The sequence below is a fragment of the Kosakonia sp. H7A genome, assembly GCF_003028445.1.
In the GTDB taxonomy this organism is placed as follows: domain Bacteria; phylum Pseudomonadota; class Gammaproteobacteria; order Enterobacterales; family Enterobacteriaceae; genus Kosakonia; species Kosakonia radicincitans.
On record NZ_PYTZ01000002.1, the window covers coordinates 744,885 to 758,086 of the forward strand.

The 13,202-nt window shown below is 56.8% G+C and carries 11 protein-coding genes; all 11 read right to left on the reverse strand.

Annotation, left to right across the window (positions count from 1 at the left end):
* Positions 1-12 precede the first annotated feature (12 nt).
* The 11 genes from CWM66_RS11520 to CWM66_RS11570 are packed head-to-tail and all read right to left on the reverse strand — an operon-like array spanning position 13 to position 13,174.
* Entirely contained in the window at positions 13-3,441 is a 3,429-nt protein-coding gene (locus CWM66_RS11520) for a type VI secretion protein IcmF/TssM N-terminal domain-containing protein (protein ID WP_107146673.1), read from the reverse strand.
* Positions 3,442-3,447: 6 nt separating this feature from the next.
* On the reverse strand, positions 3,448-4,068 hold the full coding sequence (locus tag CWM66_RS11525; RefSeq protein ID WP_007371748.1) for a DotU family type IV/VI secretion system protein: 621 nt from the start codon (positions 4,066-4,068) through the stop codon (positions 3,448-3,450).
* On the reverse strand, positions 4,065-5,426 hold the full coding sequence (gene tssK / locus CWM66_RS11530; protein ID WP_107146674.1) for a type VI secretion system baseplate subunit TssK: 1,362 nt from the start codon (positions 5,424-5,426) through the stop codon (positions 4,065-4,067). Before tssK ends, CWM66_RS11525 begins: the two co-directional genes overlap by 4 nt.
* A 1-nt stretch (position 5,427) precedes the next feature.
* On the reverse strand, positions 5,428-6,057 hold the full coding sequence (gene tssJ / locus CWM66_RS11535) for a type VI secretion system lipoprotein TssJ (RefSeq protein ID WP_107146675.1): 630 nt from the start codon (positions 6,055-6,057) through the stop codon (positions 5,428-5,430).
* A complete protein-coding gene (gene tssA / locus CWM66_RS11540; RefSeq protein WP_107146676.1) occupies positions 6,057-7,109 on the reverse strand; it encodes a type VI secretion system protein TssA in 1,053 nt (350 codons plus the stop codon). The genes tssJ and tssA overlap by 1 nt, the downstream gene beginning before the upstream one ends.
* A 6-nt stretch (positions 7,110-7,115) precedes the next feature.
* Positions 7,116-7,415, reverse strand: coding sequence for a PAAR domain-containing protein (locus CWM66_RS11545; protein ID WP_035888596.1), 300 nt, complete (start codon positions 7,413-7,415; stop codon positions 7,116-7,118).
* Entirely contained in the window at positions 7,415-7,861 is a 447-nt protein-coding gene (locus CWM66_RS11550; protein WP_107146677.1) for a hypothetical protein, read from the reverse strand. The genes CWM66_RS11545 and CWM66_RS11550 overlap by 1 nt, the downstream gene beginning before the upstream one ends.
* A gap of 10 nt (positions 7,862-7,871) precedes the next feature.
* Positions 7,872-10,010, reverse strand: coding sequence for a type VI secretion system Vgr family protein (locus tag CWM66_RS11555; RefSeq protein ID WP_107146678.1), 2,139 nt, complete (start codon positions 10,008-10,010; stop codon positions 7,872-7,874).
* A 14-nt stretch (positions 10,011-10,024) separates the two neighbouring features.
* The gene (tssG, locus tag CWM66_RS11560; protein WP_035888589.1) at positions 10,025-10,966 is read right to left on the reverse strand and encodes a type VI secretion system baseplate subunit TssG; all 942 of its coding nucleotides are present in this window, start codon (positions 10,964-10,966) and stop codon (positions 10,025-10,027) included.
* Positions 10,957-12,756: a type VI secretion system baseplate subunit TssF gene (gene tssF / locus CWM66_RS11565; protein WP_107146679.1), complete on the reverse strand. Its 1,800-nt coding sequence runs from the start codon at positions 12,754-12,756 to the stop codon at positions 10,957-10,959. The genes tssG and tssF overlap by 10 nt, the downstream gene beginning before the upstream one ends.
* Complete coding sequence (locus tag CWM66_RS11570) at positions 12,749-13,174, reverse strand: GPW/gp25 family protein (RefSeq protein WP_079517805.1); 426 nt, start codon at positions 13,172-13,174, stop codon at positions 12,749-12,751. Before CWM66_RS11570 ends, tssF begins: the two co-directional genes overlap by 8 nt.
* Positions 13,175-13,202 lie beyond the last annotated feature (28 nt).

A 13,202-nucleotide genomic window follows, 5' to 3' on the forward strand; every position in this document is an offset into this window, starting at 1 on the left:
CCTTCAATGGTGTTACTGACACTGTGTGATTTCGTCGGGCAAACCAGAAAGCGCGTGCGCCGCTAACTCGTCAGGTTGCGGATACGCTGACTGCTCGTTGAGATCGCTGATTTGTTGGGTGAGGGAACTGATTTCATCGGCGTTCGTTTTCCAGCTTTGCCACGCCTCCTCAAGGGGGCGGGTGTTGGACATGGCAAAACGAACGAGGATCTGTTGGATGCCTAATCGCTTAAGCAACTCTGCGCTGTCACCGAAATCATGGCTGTCGATCAGCGTTTCTCCTGAAGAGAACAGGCTGACAAACCACGGCCAGGCGTCGTCGCCATTAATCTGATCAACGGCGACAAAATCAGGGAACATAACGCTTAGCGTGACGCCGTGGCACTGTCCCGGCTGCCAGGTGAAATCGGCCTTGTCGGCAAAATTCATACTGCTGAGCAGCTGGTCGCCTTTCTGGCAGTTCAGTAATAGCTGTGTTCCGGTTGGGATAACCTGCGCGCCTTCGGCGATGGTTGCTGGCAGGCTGGTGACCGTTGTTTTCACAACCTGTTTTTCGAGTTTGCTTTGTTGCAACTCAAGCGCCGCGACTTTGGCCTGCAACGTTGCTTTCTGATCCTGGATTTTGGTGGTGGTGCGTTGCGGCAGATCCTGAAGAATATCCGCGGGGAAGGCGTTACGGAGAAACTGGCTAAATTCCGCCGTGAATGGCAACGTCATGCCGGCAAAACCGGCGGCGCGAAGACCATTATTGTCCACCGACAGCATGGGCTTCGCCGGGCCGCGCAGAAAATTGCCCACCAGTTGCTGGCTAAGCTCTTGTTGCTCTTCGTAGCTGCGTTTTTCGGCATTTTTCCCCAGCGGCCAGATCACGCTGCTTTTCCATTGCGCATTCAACCAACACGCGCTGCTGGCCATCGCGTTCGCCAGTAGCGCGCGGGCATCATCCTGATACAGCCGCCACACCGCCGCCACATCCGCATCGATCTCATCGGGCGAGACGCGTTCCTGCAACGTGGCAAGTGCCGGCAGGAGAGTGCCCAGCGGGTTGGTGTCCGGTTTTTGTTGCCCGGGGGTAAAAAGCCCACGCGTTAACGTATCGCCGGGTTTTTCCTGTGCTACGGCCGCATTAACGGCGCTGTTACGGGACTTTTGCCAGTCGAGCCATGCCTGTTGGGCAGATTGCGCTGTCGCAGCCGCGGCCGTTTGAGTTTTGCCCTGAAACCAGGCAGCAAGGGACAGGCGCAGTTGTTTGTTGAGCCGCTCGGTGCGTTGCAGCAGCGCGGCGCCATCGCCCGCACGGGCGAGCGTCTGAACGTCACGCAGCGTGGTCAGCCAGGGCTGCGCGTGTTCCGGCGGAATGGCCTCAAGCTCGTCAACGATGCGGGCGGCAAAGCGCATCGCCGGGCTTTGATTCTGGCTGATAGCAATCAACTGGCGGCGCGACGCCGTGCCGGTTTCATCCGGTGAAAGGTGCGCCGTCACGTCGATCAGATACTGACGCCATGCCTGCTGCCTCGCCTCCTGCCAGCTTTCACGCAATGGCTGAAAAATCGGTTCAGTACGATCGGCAGCGGCTTCAATCTCTGCCATCCATTGATTAACGGTGGCTTCACCGGCCTGTGTCCATTTCCCGTCAAGAGCAAGTGAATCGGGTAATGCTGGCCAGAATGTTGCTGCGTGCAGCGGCGGAAATGCGGCGTCCGGAGCCTGCAACCAGCGTAACGACAGATCGTGATTGACCAGATTTTCCAGCACCCGTTGTGCGTTCTGCAACCAGCGTTCGCCATAGGGACGCTGAATGTAATAACGCTCCAGCGCCAGCCGGGTCAGCGGCGATAATGCCGACGGATAGACATTTTGCGTCAGCTCGTCGCTAATCGGCGCGGCTTCGGCGAGCGTATCCAGCGGCGTGCCATGCTGCATTTGTCGCCAGCGCGTGACCGCCGCCGCCAGTTGCAGAATGTCGTGTCGCTGTTGTGCGGGCGACGCGCTAAGGGCGCGTTGCTGATACGCTTCCAGCGTCTGCCGGGCAGGGCGCGCCGTCACTGGAATGCGGGCAAGCAACGTTTCAGCCTCGCGTTGTTGCTGGTTGAATAAAGGCATAAACGGCAGCCAGGGCAGTGCCAGCGTTGCATGTTGCTCGTCTGCGGCAACAAACGCCGCCAGCTTATCCGGCGCTAATTCTGCCAGCCCGGATCGCAAGCGCATGGCGCTCATGCTGGCGCTTATCGCCAGCCAGAGGGCGCAGATACCGATTGCGGCGTAGCAGCAGGTTTTGCCGAATGAACGCTGATACCAACGCAGTCCGCTTCTTTTTAAACTCAATGCCGGAAGGTGGCGGGTCAGCAGATCCTGGATGAAATAGCTGGTGCGGCGACCCTGATTTTCCACCTGCGGTTCGGCGGAACAAAACCAGATGCTCTTCAGCGTGGCCGGGCTGAAATAGGCGTTGGCTTCGCACAGGGCGGCCAGCGTGTAGCGCAGGGCGGGTTCCAGACGGGCGAAGGCTTCCGGGAAATCCAACAGGGTATTGTACTCAGGCGCGCTGAGCGTGGCCGGGCGCGCCATACTCAGACGCACGAGAGAAAACCCTTCGTGCAGACGCGCGAATAGCGGTTGCAGCGTGGTGTCGTCCTGGCCATCAATATGCGGCGGCACGCTCCAAGTGTAACCCAATGCCTGCTGGCGTTGGGCGTCAGAGAGCTGATGCTGCCACAAACTAAAACCGGGGAACTTATCGCACTGGGTGACTAAAACATAGAGGGGTAAACGTTCGCCATAGTGCCTGACCAGCGGTTCGACAAGGCTACGTTGCTGGCGGGCCAGCGCATGCAATTGGCTGAGATCGCCACGCATTAACTGGCTCATCGGCAACGCAATAATGATGCCGCCAGGCGCGGGAATGCGCGTGCACCAGCGGGCAAGTTTGCTCCAGGCCTGGCGGAAGGTGGCAGCACCGTTTAAAAAATTGCTCGACAGATCGAGCACGCACAGATCGCGAAAAAACCACCACTGCAGCGTGCGGGTCGGGGCGGTTGTGCCGTCGGCGTTATCACCATAAAAACGGGGCAGCCCTGCGCTGGCAAGCAGCGTACTTTTGCCACCACGTTCGCCGACCAGCAAATACCACGGAAGATGCGTACGCCGACGTTGAATGCGTTTGATGACCGAGGCACCCGCTTTCCAGTGATTAAACAGCACATATTCCCGGCGCGATAAGCGGTATTTGGTGAACCAGCGGCGGCCTTTTTTCCCTCTGACAAGCAGCAATATCTCGGGAAGCGAGTGCCACAACAGCGCGGTAAGCACCATCACCAGCAGCCATAGCAACAGGATCCCCGGGGTGCTCCATCCTTGCCACAGGCCGAGCATAAAACTGAATATCAGCGACAGGCACAGTACCGCCAGCCAGCCAGTAAAACAGGCTAATTTCTTAAACATAGGGGGTCAGTTTGTGTAGTGATAAAGAAGCAAAAGTAAAAAACCGTACAGCAGCAACAGGGTCACGGTTGCTCGCAGTAGCAGGTGTTTATACAGCGGTGTAGCGACGGTTTGTCCGCATGTCGCGGGCGTGATCGCGCTGTCGTTTGGCCAGCTTAACCATGATGCCGGCAGACACAGCGCACGCTGCTCTGTAATGATCTCCTGCAATGGCTCGTCATCCTCGGGCGTGCTGTACTGACCGTGAAAACCATTTTGCAGACAGAAAAGAAAGACCTTTCTCGCCTGATGCCAGGCAGGCTCAAGCTGCGCCAGACAGGTAAAAAAGCGCTCTCCGGCGACGGTGATATTCAGATACTTACGCTGCAATAATTCACTCTGCCAGCGCTCACGCCACGGCAAGGATGAACAGAGCACCGTTTCATCGATCCAGGCGATAACCGCAAACTGCGCGGCCGCTTTCTCCTCTTCGCTGGCATCCTGTTGGCAGGCTCGCTGCATCGCCTGCTCCAGCCGGACAAGACACTCTTGCCGCGCTTCGGCGTAATCGGTAAACGATGTTGGTTCTGCAATCATCTCCAGTACCAGCCTGAAGACTGGCAGATAGCCATCAAGAAGCTCGCTCATGACACCCCCATAAAGACGGCCTGGACTTGTAGATCGTCGGGCGCGTCATCCCAGTAAAAGGCCAGGCTCTGCTCCTGGCCGATCTTCTTCCACAGATCGTCCTGCTGGTTCAGTTGGTAATAGACCGCGTTTTTGCTCTGCGGCACGCCACGCGGCGCAGGGTTCAGCGCCGTAGCGGCAATCCCCGGTAGCGCATGTTGAATCAGCTTGCCGATCGCCGAGCCCGGCGCCACTTTGAAACTGCTGCTCTCGGTTGTGCCGGGAAGTTGCTGCTCTGAACGCAGCCGCAGCAACACGCTGTCGCCCTGTTGTCCGGTGAGTGACGATAAATCGCCGATAAAGATGCGCTGGCTGGTTGGTATGAAGGTGATCCAGACGTTATCTTCCAGCGCCAGGTTATTCAGCAGTGACAGCAGAAGGGTTTTCGCGCTGGCGAAACAGGCATAAAGGTCATCGTGGTCATACGGCAACAGGCGCATCGTCTCACCGGCCCATTCACCATTAAATGAACAGCGATCGCTGAAACAGGAGAGTTCACCAATCAGTTGCGCCAGCAGACCGTAGACGGGCCACGGATGCATGCCCGGCGTGCGACAGTAGTGGTGCAGCAACGGCAGCGTCCGGTTCAGCGAGCGCATCACTAATAGTTGCGTCATATCGCCGCGCTGGGCGGTATTGCTCTGTTCCGGGCGTTTGTACTCTTCGAGTTTATAGGCGCGGTTTGCCAGCTCGGCATACAGACCGTCCAGCAGATTTTTCAGTACCGGCGTGCTGCCAAGGCTGACCAGCGGAGGACAAAAACTGGCGTCAGGGATCACCCGATCGGTGTCATAGCGCAGCCGCAGAAGGGAAATAAATTCACAATCCACCACCGCCTCTTTCTCGCTGTCGGTGAGGATCTGTACGTTATAAAGAATGCGCGAGACGCTGCACTCCGGCCCGTCGAAGTAGACATCTTTCATCACGCCTTCTTCCGGCGCTTTAAACCAGCGGCTGTTTGGCGACTCGCCGACATTCACGTGGCCTGGGTCGAAACGGCGCAGCGCCAGCCACAGGGTTAACGGTTTCTCCAGCTGTTTCCATGCCTGGCGAAACTGGCGCGGTTGCAGGCTACAGTTGCCGGGAAACTCCAGATAATCCCCGGAAGGTAACAGCGCCTTCAGGCGCTCAATTTTTAGCGTGAAATCAACCAGCGTTTCCGGGTTAAACACCAACTCAATCAGCCCAACGTTCCACGGTTGCGCCAGTTGGCGATGGCGCGACAGCATGTAGTGATGATGCAGATCGACAGATTGCAAATGTTGCGGCTGTAGATAAACACCCGAATACCAGTAAATTTGCTGAAGTTCCGGATACATATCAGCTTCCTTGGCTGGCAGGGGACGGTGCCGGTGCGGGCGCCGCATTTTGCAGGCGCAGCGGCTCGCGTTCAGCGCCGGTAAACTGCGTCATGCTGTTGCTACCGAGATGCAGGGTAAGCGTTAGCGGAGCCAGTTGCGCCTGCCAGCGCGGCGTCCACCAGCCGGAGCTTTCAGTGGTGACGGGAATGCGGATGAGCGCCATATGCTGCTTTTGCGGGAACGGGTAATACCCGGCAACCACCGCGAGGTAACGGGTATTCTCGCTGCGATCGATATGCAGCGTCGTGTGCTGTCCCGGCATGGCGGCGTAACGGTCAACTTTTAAGATCTCATCCTGCGCGCCCGCGGCGCTGAACAGGTTCTTTAAAGCGAAAGGGTTAGAGAGCAGTTTGCTTAGCGTATTGGCTTGTTGCGCCTGGATAACCAGTAACGTGCAGCTATTGGCGATACCATGCACCGCATTCAAATCCGGGTCGGTTTGAATCGCCAGCGTGATGGCGCCCTGGGCAAAGGGCGCGGCAACCTGGTCAATGGCCTGCTGTTTCGTGGCGGGCGCGGGTTTTTCCTCTGCGCACCCGCTGAGCAGCGCAGCGCAAAAAGCAATGATAAAGGTATGTTTTCCCGGCATTATTGGGTCTGTCCTGTTAATACATTATGAATGGCATGCAGGCTGGTATCGTCGGTAAGCATCTCTTCCAGCCATTCGGTCAGCGTCATGTTTGCCCAGCGGGCGGCGCGATCCATCAGAAAGGGCACCGGGCTTGAGGGTTCGGTCTGGCGAAACCAGGCACCGATAGCCAGCATCTGGCTGATGGCCAGCTCGCGGTTCATCATCTGTGAGGTGGCGAAGGGCGACGTCGTGGCGAGCGGTGCGCCTTCTGCGCTGTCAACTGGAGCGTCGGTAGCCAACGGCATTGCCCGTTGCGCCAGGCGTTGCAGATAGTCGGTCACTTCCGCTAACGTCTGGCGGATCAGAACAAAGACATCGCCTTCCTGATCCTCACTCAACGAGGCATAACATGCCTCGTATTGCCGCAGCGCAGCGGTCAGTTGTTCCGTAAGCGCAAGCTGCTGGCTGATGTCATGGGCAGAAAATTGCGTCGCCAGCCGATCGAAACTGCTCATCGACAGATCGCCTTTCTGCGCTATCAACTCCTCGCGGCTTTCCGGGTGAGCGGTGATTTTTTGTTCGAATGCCTGAATCTCCCGCCATGTCGCCAGCGAGGTCATCTCTTGCGCCAGCAACGGCTGGCGAAAAAGCTGCATACTGATGTCGCGATCGAGGCGCGACAGTCGGCTACGGCGCGCTAAAACGCCATCTTCCTCAAGCGAAGGCCAGCACTGAAACCAGAACTGTTGCAGGAAGGCGCAAAGAAAATCGATGCCTGAGCACAGCCCGGCAAGCCCCTGCAAATGGCAGCGCGACTCCACGAGCCAGCACGCCAGTTGCAGATCTTTGCTCTGCTCCATGAGGGCTTTTTCACTCAGCATCCGCACTTTATTCCAGTCCGCTTTGCGGGGTTCGCTCACCGACCAGTCGCCTTCGGGCAAGTAGTCCGGATCGCTTTCACGCGCGCTGCGGATGGTGTCAAACAGCAGTTCATATTCCAGATTTTCCCCGGCAGGATTTTCCGGGCTGATTGGCGCTAACAGCGGCGCAATATCGGCAACAAGGGTCATGTTCGCTTATCCGATCAGAACTTTGGGGCATCCGGCGACAATCACGCCGCCATGTGCGCAGCTATCTCCCATGCGTGCGGCCGGTTTTTTGCCGATCAGCACTTTGAAACTGCCCATTACGATGCTGTCGACAGGCCCGACGCAGGTCGCCATTGAGCCGACGGTCGCGGCGGGAAGACCGCCAATCAGCACCGTAGGGACGCCAGGTGGCATGATGGGGCCGCCGACATGCGGGATTGGCGGAACGCCGGGCGTCACCATCGGGCAGGTATGCATATCAGAGACACGGGCCGCAGGTTGAGCCATCACAGACCCCCGTCAGCAATGTGGGAAAACAGCAGGCGTACGCCCTCCGTCGGAGAATCAGAGAGCTGACAGGCCGACATCACCAGCGCACAATTCAGGATTTGCTGGCTCAGTTGCGGATCGGGATAAACCGGTTCGAGATCCGGCGGGCTCATACTTCCCTGCGACCAGAACAGCGACAAAGCAAGGGCGCCAACTGGCGTGTTAAAACCCAGCTCCTTCGCCTGTTCAAAGATGCGCCAGCGCAGTGTTTCGTCGGGTTGACGGCCGTAGCGGGCGATATCATCCAGCAGCGGCAGCGCATCCGTGCTGGCAAAGCGCCGAAGCAGGGCGGTCAATTGGCTGACGACCGTTTTGAAGTCATACTGCTGGCGCCACTGTTGCAGGGCTTCTTCCCAGTTGCCGCAGGCAAGTTGTTGGTGGTGGGATAATTCAACGGATGCCATGGTGCTCTCCTTAGCCGATGTTAATAATGCCGCCTGAAACCTGCGTCATCCCGCTGCCGGACACCGTGGTCATTGCGCCTTTAAGCTCTGCCGTAGCTTTCGCTTCAAGGGTGAGCAGGGTGCCGTTAATCGTAATGCCGCTGGGCGAAAGGCTGATTTTGTTGCTGCCCACTTTCAGTTCGATGCCTTGCGTGGATTCGAACGTCAGCGCTTTATCCGTTTTGATACCGCCGCTGCCGCCGCTCACGCTGAGCATGTAATTGCCGCTCTTCAGCTCGGTGGTGCTATTGCCCGCCACGCTGAGCTTGTAGTTACCGTCTTTCACTTCGGTGGTGGTATTACCGGCAACGCTGAGTTTGTACTCGCCGTCTTTCACTTCGGTGGTGGTATTGCCGGTGACGTTGAGCTTGTACTCGCCGTCTTTCACTTCAGTGGTGGCATTGCCGGTAACGCTGAGCGTGTAATTGCCGTCCTTTACCTCTGCGCTGGCATTGCCCGTCACGCGCTGTTGCCAGTTGCCTTTTTCCAGCGTGACGCTCATATCACCTTCTTTCAGCACCAACAGATCGTTGCCCTTGGTCAGCTCGGTGCTGCGGTTGGCGGCGATGGTGCTGGTGGCATCATTTTTTACCGTCAGCGCGAGATCCTTTTGCGCAATGATAGTCAGCAACTCTTCGCCTTTTTTATCGTTGAAACTCAGGCGATGGCCCTCATCGACGCTGCCTTTGGGCGTGCTGCGTGACATAAAACCGCTCTCGTTTTTCCCGGCGGGAAGGGCGAATGGCGGCTTATTCTGACCGTTATGCACCGTGCCGATAACCACCGGGAAATCGGGATGTCCCTGCACAAAGCTGACCAACACTTCACAGCCGACGCGCGGAAGAAATTGCGCGCCGAACTTCGCACCGCTCCACGGCTGGACCACCTGCACCCAGCAGGAGCAGGTATCGTCATTGGGGTTTTCTTTGTCCCACGGAAACTGGATCTTGATGCGGCCATATTCATCGGCGTGGATCTCTTCTGAAGCAGGTCCAACGACGGTTGCCGTCAGAACGCCAGGGATCTCCGGCAGTGGATGACTATCGGCTGGTACCCAGGGTTGATCGTTACTTATCGCCTGCAACTGGCAAAAGCAGACGCTGCTGTTGTCGTCGAAGTTATTAACCGCTTCCAGATCCAGACGCTGAATGTTGTATGCCTTGTCACCGGAAGGATGGCCGCTCAGCGTGAAAATTTCGCCGCAACTCAACCAGTGCGCATTCGCCGTCGCGGCAAAGTGGCGAATATTGGCTTCTTTCGCCGCCATCACCGTTTGGGCCTGGCGGGTGATCAATTCGCGATCGCCCTGCGGCGTGATATCGGTGAACGTCACTGATGAGATGGATTTATCAGCACTGCGGGCGCTTTTCAGATCATCAATCGCGGCGGTTTGCGGCATATTGAAGCCCTGAATCGCCACGCTTGCAGGCAGCAACGCCACGCTGGCTTCCCAGCTATCGATAGTGCCGCCGGTGATGATTTCACCCTGATGGTGCCAGGCGAGTTTCTCTCCGCCAATGGTGGCGTGGCTGGCGGGATGATCGGCCAGCACTAAGGTATGAGCCGCTGCGCTGTGGCGGAAAAAGTAGTAGATCCCTTCTTCCTGCAAAATTCGCTCGATAAAACGCAATGCCGACTCACGATACTGCACACAGTACTCTCGCTTCGGGTACGTGCCATGCAACTGCACCTCGACATCGTTGATGCCGTAATTTTTGAGCAGAGTACTGACCAGATCCGGCACGCTGGTGTTTTGCCAGATGCGCATCATGCGCCCCATGTGCAGCAGCGAGAGTGTCGGTTCGAGCGTGAAAATACATTCCGCCTCATCCCCGGTGCGCTGCGCATAACGAATGCGGGTCACGACACCGTGCAGATGGCGCTGCGGCAGCGACTGACTGCCGTCACCGATGCGGCAGGAGACCGCTTCGCCATGCCAGCGAGCCAGATCTGCCTCCTTCATTTTTGTCAGCGAACGCAGTTCGTATTGATACGGCGAGGAGAGTGATTCCTGCCCGCGAAGTGAGACGAGCAGCAGCGAACCGGCGAGATCGCCGTTCCAGCCGATAAAATGGTGTTGTTGCTCTTTGCTTTTTTCAATAATCGACATACCAATAATCCTGTTTAAAAGGCCGGGGCAGGCTTCTGCACTTTATGCAGATACGTCCCCGCGCTGCTGCCAAGACAAAAATCCACCCCTAAAGCGCGCATTCCCAGCGGGCTGGAACCAGGAGAGGAACGGCTGATCAGTAAGGAAACGGAGAAGTCCATTACCGGGCCGACGTAATCGCGGATACGCGCCCAGAGATCCTGCCAGGCTGCGCCCTGCGGAATAAAACGGCGGGAAGACTCCGCAGACATCGGGCCGAGCAAGACATCAAAATGCGCATGCACCTCCCGACGTACGGCGCCCAGCATTGGCGCGGTTTCCAGCCTGTGTTGAGGATTGCCGAGCTGGCAGCGCTCCTCATCGCTCACGCTGCGCCAGCCGCCGGTAAACGGGATCACCTGCGCCGGGACAGCAAACAGCTGACTCAGCCAGCGCTCCAGGTTGACCATTGAACGCACGGGGGCGGCAAATAACGCGGCGTGGTTCACCATCGCCTGGAAGGGCGCTTCATTCGTCAGGCCGGTAAGCGCAAGGATGGCCATATTGAGCGGCGAGGAACCTGTAGATTCAGCGAGCGCGTATAAATGGTTTTTTTGCCAGGCGAGATAATCCAGGCAGTAGAGCCGGTGGCCAAAGAGATCGAAAAATGCTTTGGCGCTGCCGTCGCTGTAACGGTACTGGCGCTCAATCAGCCACTCGGTATACACCGAAGGCAGCGCGCCCATTGCACCGGTCAGACCGTGGTGAAACGCCGTCACCGTAAGCGGCTCACCGGGCGCTGCCTGGGATAGCGACTCCACGTCACCCTCTGGCGCATTAAGCGAAAGGGTTGATGTCAGATGCAGCGCTTCATCCAGTAACGTTTCATCGGTTTTTTCGCCATCCCGCAGCATGCGAAGCAACAGGCGAATTTGCTGATAAAAATTGAATTTGCTGATAAGCGGGATCAAAGCCATGACAGCCTCCCGGCGCGCACCGGCCACTGGTGCAGCGTTTCTGCTTCCTGCTCAATACAGGTGGCGAGCCGGATAAAACTGTTGACCGGGGCATACAGCGCCAGCAGGCGATCCAGCAGGGCGCAGAACAGGTAATAATCAGGTTCATTCAGCGCCTGATGGCGAAACGTCACCAGCACATTGATGCCGCGTGCCAGCGAGTGCGGATCGTTTTTTACCAGCCGACGAGTAACCGGCTGGCACTCCAGCGACTGTATCAACATGAATAACGGTGTTTTCCCCGGCTGCACGTCGCGGTTATACAGCGACAGCATCTCTGCCAGCTGTTGTGCGCCGCGTTCGCCGGTCAGCAACTGATGATTGAGAGAGAGTTGTGCCAGAAAGCGCCAGTGTTGCGCGCTCTTTTCCGGGGGATTAAGCGGGCGTGTCGGATGGGTCAGCGCAATCGTCTTCAGCGCGGCAACTGCGGCGTCGGCATCAAAATCACCGTCAGGATGACCATACGACAACTGATGCGGCAACGTATGGTTGCTACAGCGCATGGTAATGGTCACCACCTCGGCATCCGGCGAAGCCGCACCAGGCTGGCTTTTACTGAAAGTAATAAAACAGGTTGGCTCCACGCCGCGTGGGCCATGCACTTCCCGGTGAGTGCTCTGCCAGCGCAGCCCGGCGTTGTCCGTCTTGTCCATGTGCAGGTGGCTTTCAAGCAGTGAACGTACCGGCCAGTGATCAATGCGCCCTTCGGTTTTACGCTGCACGGTAACGGTATCGATTGACCAGACGCTAATCAGCCCCGGATAGCGGTTGTCCGGAATGACCGGATGCTCGACGGTGGCGTCGTTGAGCGTGAGTGGCTCTGCACGCTGCGTAAACAAATTAACGGCGGGAGAACAGAACAGGCGGAAAAAACTGGCATCGACAATATCCGCCATTTTTTCCAGTTTTTTCGTCAAGCGGTTGCGCCTGATAACGGCCTGAATTTCAAAACTTTCATTACCGCTGGCGGTAAAACCTTCCGGCAATTGCAGGTCAATAAAAGAGAATTTCTGCGGAAAATAGAAGTAATCCAGCAACAGGATATGGATCGGCGCAATGCTGGGATCGCGCGTAAGCAGGGCATCTTCCACCTCAAAACCCACGGGGGAGATCGCCGTGGCGGACAGCACTATGCTGTTATCCCCCTGCGACAGGCCAAGACTCTGAAGCTCAGAACAAAGCACCGTATAAAGCAGGTTGACCGCATTGTCCTGGCCGTGCAGATAGAGGCGGATCTTTTCGGCACCGATCGCGCCGCCCGGCCAGACGCGAAACTGCAAGCGTAACTTCCAGTTCAGGATATCGCTGTCAAAATGCAGACTTGCCGTCTCGATGCTGAGCGGCAGTAGCGTTACCGGGTAGATGGTTTGAAACTGGCAGGGCAGCGGGGCAGTGTTGCGAGTAAACAGCGCGGTTCCCGGCGCAAGAATATTTTTGCCGCTGATGCCGCTGCGCGCGGGATCGGGTTCCATCATCACAATGCAGGTTGAGGGCAGCGGACGCAGGAACTGGGGAGCCAGCGAAGCAATGAGCGCCTCGACCACTTCTGGCATATCTTCATCCAGCCGCTGATGAATGCGCGACGTTAATAAGGCAAAAGATTCAATCAACCGGCTGACATGCGGATCGGCGGATTCCCCCTCGATCATGCCAAGCCGACGAGCTATTTTAGGAAAGCGTTCAGCGAAAACTCGGCCATGTTTTTTTAAGAAGTTCAGTTCTTTCTGATAATAAGAAAGTAAACTATTCATCGAAATAAAATACTCCCGTATCGTCATTCCAGATAAGCCTGATGGTTAACGGCTTATTTAAATAATTTGCCTGTAATTCGAATTTAATATGTTCCGGGTTGACCTGGGTGCTGATGATGGAAACCTGCGTCAGGCGTGGCTCGTAACGGGCAATGGTGGTTTGCAGTCGCTGCTCCATAATATTACGCCGGGGAGTCAGTTCGTTAGTTTTCTGGAATGACTCATTGATACCAAAATTCAATACCGAAGTATTAATAAGAGGAATCTCCTCGATACCGGGATAGCGCGCGCGGGAGCTTAAACACATGTTTAACTCTGCCAGCAATTGGTGATGCGAAAGCGCTTCGCACTGATAATCATCTTCTTCACGAAGAGGGTGATTATCACTGAGCGTTAAGAGTAATGAATATATCATCATTGCGCTTCCTGGAAAAAACCGGCCACCT

Bases quoted from the DNA above. Each gene is read 5' to 3' on its own strand.
- CWM66_RS11520 (WP_107146673.1), bottom strand. From the start codon at position 3,441: ATGTTTAAGAAATTAGCCTGTTTTACTGGCTGGCTGGCGGTACTGTGC.
- CWM66_RS11525 (WP_007371748.1), bottom strand. From the start codon at position 4,068: ATGAGCGAGCTTCTTGATGGCTATCTGCCAGTCTTCAGGCTGGTACTG.
- tssK (WP_107146674.1), bottom strand. From the start codon at position 5,426: ATGTATCCGGAACTTCAGCAAATTTACTGGTATTCGGGTGTTTATCTA.
- tssJ (WP_107146675.1), bottom strand. From the start codon at position 6,057: ATGCCGGGAAAACATACCTTTATCATTGCTTTTTGCGCTGCGCTGCTC.
- tssA (WP_107146676.1), bottom strand. From the start codon at position 7,109: ATGACCCTTGTTGCCGATATTGCGCCGCTGTTAGCGCCAATCAGCCCG.
- CWM66_RS11545 (WP_035888596.1), bottom strand. From the start codon at position 7,415: ATGGCTCAACCTGCGGCCCGTGTCTCTGATATGCATACCTGCCCGATG.
- CWM66_RS11550 (WP_107146677.1), bottom strand. From the start codon at position 7,861: ATGGCATCCGTTGAATTATCCCACCACCAACAACTTGCCTGCGGCAAC.
- CWM66_RS11555 (WP_107146678.1), bottom strand. From the start codon at position 10,010: ATGTCGATTATTGAAAAAAGCAAAGAGCAACAACACCATTTTATCGGC.
- tssG (WP_035888589.1), bottom strand. From the start codon at position 10,966: ATGGCTTTGATCCCGCTTATCAGCAAATTCAATTTTTATCAGCAAATT.
- tssF (WP_107146679.1), bottom strand. From the start codon at position 12,756: ATGAATAGTTTACTTTCTTATTATCAGAAAGAACTGAACTTCTTAAAA.
- CWM66_RS11570 (WP_079517805.1), bottom strand. From the start codon at position 13,174: ATGATGATATATTCATTACTCTTAACGCTCAGTGATAATCACCCTCTT.